General features: G+C 36.9%; 2 protein-coding genes. Both read right to left on the bottom strand.

Annotation, left to right across the window (positions count from 1 at the left end):
• Positions 1-139: 139 nt before the first annotated feature.
• On the bottom strand, positions 140-661 hold the full coding sequence (locus NAT51_RS19535) for a hypothetical protein (RefSeq protein WP_250601786.1): 522 nt from the start codon (positions 659-661) through the stop codon (positions 140-142).
• The coding region (locus NAT51_RS19530; protein WP_250601784.1) for an RHS repeat domain-containing protein at positions 658-3768 on the bottom strand (3111 nt) is incomplete at its 5' end. The genes NAT51_RS19535 and NAT51_RS19530, both read right to left, overlap by 4 nt.

Here is a 3768-nt window from a genome sequence, read left to right as displayed (position 1 = left end):
AACAAATCATCAATCTTTAAATCATCCTAATAGACAATAAAAAACAGCGTTTAAATTTTACGTTAAACACTGTTTTTCAATAACTTATTTTAAAATTCTAGGTCATGCCCTAATTTGATACATTACCCATTACCGATTGTCATCTATCAAATTTATTTGCTTCTTGATAATTATAAATATCCCCCATTTGATTTTTACATTCAATAAAAAAATCTTTTGGAATTTTCTTACTAAAATCAATTTTGTTAATCATATTACAATCATTTACTGTATCAGGGGGGAAAATCAAATTATTAGCTTTTATATAAGGAAGCTTTTCTAATTTGGGGCCAATATTATAGAATCCTTTTAAGATATTCTTTTCATCAAAAATAGTCAAAATCGAAGTAGCACTTAATGAACTAGAAGTATTTCCATAATACCCAACTGAATAGATTATTTTGTATTTATTGAAATCTGAATTTAAATTCCCTAAATAGATCGCCTCAATTTCTTCAACTTTATCTCCTAAAGTCTGTTTTATTTTATAAATATGACCTGGATTTTCTTCATTTAATACAAATAGGAGATATTTTAAATAAAAACTTCTTTCTTTTGGTTCTTTATTACAACCAAAAGTTAAGGTTGACAATAATAAAATTCCTAAAATTATTTTTTTCATTTTGTTTGTGGTTTATATTTATAATAATTATCTGGTGTTGGGCTAAATGAATTGTTAATCATATCTTCTATAAATTCTTGGTAACCTTCTATTCCACCTCCATTATAATTACCAGCGGCCTTAGACCAACCTTGAAATGTAAAAGTCTTTTTTCCAGTTTTCCTATCATAAGTTACACCTTTTCTAAATCCTTTAGTTGCAAGAAATCTAATTCCAAAATATAAAGAATTATTTTTATTCATTAAGTTTGCTTCATATAAATTATAAGCATTTTTATATTTCCCTTTATCTAAAGGATTGTTTGCTGTTGCAATATCTTTACTATCATCCTTTCCCATAGTTGATTCTTGCATAACGATAGCTTTAACAAGTGTTGGATCTAAATCATCAATATCATCAATAGCTTCTTGTGGAATTAAATCTCCTCCTTCTGTATAGAGTGTTAATAATCCATTATTTTTGGTTTGATTAAACAAACCTGTACGTGCTGCAATAAGGTAATCTAATTCTTGATATTCTGGACCTGAAACATCATGTGAAAAAGAAATTCCTTCTTCAGTAATACCTTTTTTTTCACTGATCACATTAGGCATAGGTACTTGGGTAAAGCTAAGCATTTCTTGATTTCTTGCAATATATGTTTCATGAATTTCATTTGAAACTACTCTTTTTGAAACAATTTCCTCTCCATAAATATCAAAATATCTTTTGTCATTTCCATCAGGATCATTAAAAATAATTGGATTATTACTACAATAAACGAATGTAGATTCGAAAATATTTTTTTCAGCTAAATTATCAATATTCATCCATCTCCCAATCGCCGCATCATAATTCCTCGCCCCATAATCATACATATTCAGTCCCAACTCATCCTGAAGCTCCTTTCCATTGTACTTATACTTATAATTTGTACTCTCTGTATAATTATAATCATGTTTTAATCCAAAAGGATAGTAATTATTCTCCTCCACGACATAAGGCGTACCACTTGCGTCACCTGCATACGTTAGCCGTACGTTTCCTAAATGATCTGTGTGATTATAATGGTACACATAATTGTTTCCGTCTTTCTTAACATAACCTTCCGCATGGGGAACAAATTCCAATACATTATTTAAATACTGAAAACCTCCAAACAGGTAATCCGTTTTATCAACAACGGCAACCTGTTCCATACATACATCACCAAAACCACCACCACCGCCTGAGCCACTACAAGGAACCATCTTGTGATAGGACACTTTTTTGCTTACTTTCCTTCCCGTAGCATCATAAACATAATCAATCGTCGGGTTTTTAAAGGTACTGAATTCAATTCGTACCGGCAAATTCAAATGATTGTAAGTAATTTTATTGATTCCTTTATTCTGGTCTTTAGTCATATTACCGCTCGCATCATAGGTATAATCAATACTGTCATTGACACCGTCACTGTCTGGATCCGTACTTTCATTAAAACCTTCACTCCACCCACTGCTGTCGGTCACTTTTGACAATCGGTTTTTGTTATTGGAATCGTATGCATAAGTAAGATTGTCAATTTCGTACTCATACCCTTCCTCCTCAAATGAATTACGGTTCAGCGATAGTATATTCCCGTTTTTATCATAGGTCAAATGCTCTTTGTAGGAATTCAGGATATTAATATTACCCGGTCTTGAATAATCGGCTTGCAGCAAACGGTTTAAATGATCATAGCTGTAGGTATATTTCCGCAACTGGTCATCATTATATGTACGCCAGTAGGTTTCCGAGATGTTTCCGTTGAACAGCGCTTTATTATTGTCAGTCGGGGTATTGTAACTGATCTTGAAAGCAAACAGGTCATCTTTGATGCCCAAATCCGTGCTGATCAATCCATCGGTATCGTTGATTGATTTCAGCCAGCCTCTGACATTATATTGATAATCGACTTGCTGAAGTGCTGCATTGCCCGTAGCACTGCCTCCCACTTTCTTGCTTTTGAGTTGGCCCAACTCGTCATACGAATTATCAAACAACAGCTGTACATCACCGCCATCAATCTGGTGGGTATGCAGTTTCAGACGGTCTTGGTCGGTATAGGTAAAGGTATCGGTAGCCACGATTTCGGTATGACTGCCGGTGCGTTTGTGGCGCGTGATAGTGTAGTGGGTTTTCCCTATGAAGTCCAATTTACTGTCCGTTTCAGTATAACCGCCCAGATAGTTGTCTGTATGCGTGCGGATAGCACGGCCTTTCTTGTCGTACAACGTATACGACAATTCACCAGTGGTTTCCGTTGGGATTGTCAAGATTCTGACCCAGCTTCCCGTGGGCATTCCTTTTACGGCAGCCGATACATCTTCGCCTTCAACTTGGCTGGGTAGAGTAGGCGCTCCAGCATAGCTGTAGTTGTCATAATAATTTTTGCTCAGTATACGATTTGTAGTTAAGGTAAATACATTATCCCCGTTGTTCATATCAGTTTGGTAATCATAACGCGAATTCATATCCATCGGGAGTTCAATCCAGCCGGTCTGAGTAGGTCTTCCGTATACATCATACTGGGTCACCATCGACCCGCTTGTACCCGTTCCCCAAGGCGATAAGACCGGTCCAGTGGCTACCGGTCGATCGAGTAGATCATACACGATAAATTCCCATTGTTTTCCCGGCAGTTTCTTGCTCACCAACCGGTTGCGGTTGTCATACTGGTACTGGTAGCACAATCCGTTAAGGGTGTTGCTGTCGTAAGCTGCATTGGCCAATGGAGGAATCACATACGCTAAATTCCCGAACTGGTCGTACACATAATAGGTTTCATGCGCCACATTATTGTTAAAGGTTCGTTTCAACACGACCTTACCGGCCTTGTCCTTGAACTCCTGTGTGGTGTGGTTGTTGCCTGATGTCCAGTTCTCATCCTTAGTCACTGTAAGGTATAATGTATTGGCCGGGTAGTTCTCAGTTTGAGTCAATGTATTGGTATACGCTAGTAACGATTCATTCCACGTAGCAGTAGCCTTGAAGAGTTTCACGACGTTGCTTCCCGATGCCTCATTGGTACCATACTCAAATTTGATTTCATGATTGGAGCCTATCTTCCAGGCTTCACCCGGAGCGGCCTGCTTGAGCACGCGGTC

It is taken from the genome of Flavobacterium amniphilum (assembly GCF_023634845.1).
GTDB lineage: Bacteria > Bacteroidota > Bacteroidia > Flavobacteriales > Flavobacteriaceae > Flavobacterium > Flavobacterium amniphilum.
Note: the sequence above shows the minus strand (reverse complement) of the source record. Positions and strands in the feature narration are given on the sequence as shown.

Excerpts from the sequence above, each read along its gene's own strand:
- NAT51_RS19535 (WP_250601786.1), bottom strand. The coding sequence starts at position 661 with ATGAAAAAAATAATTTTAGGAATTTTATTATTGTCAACCTTAACTTTT.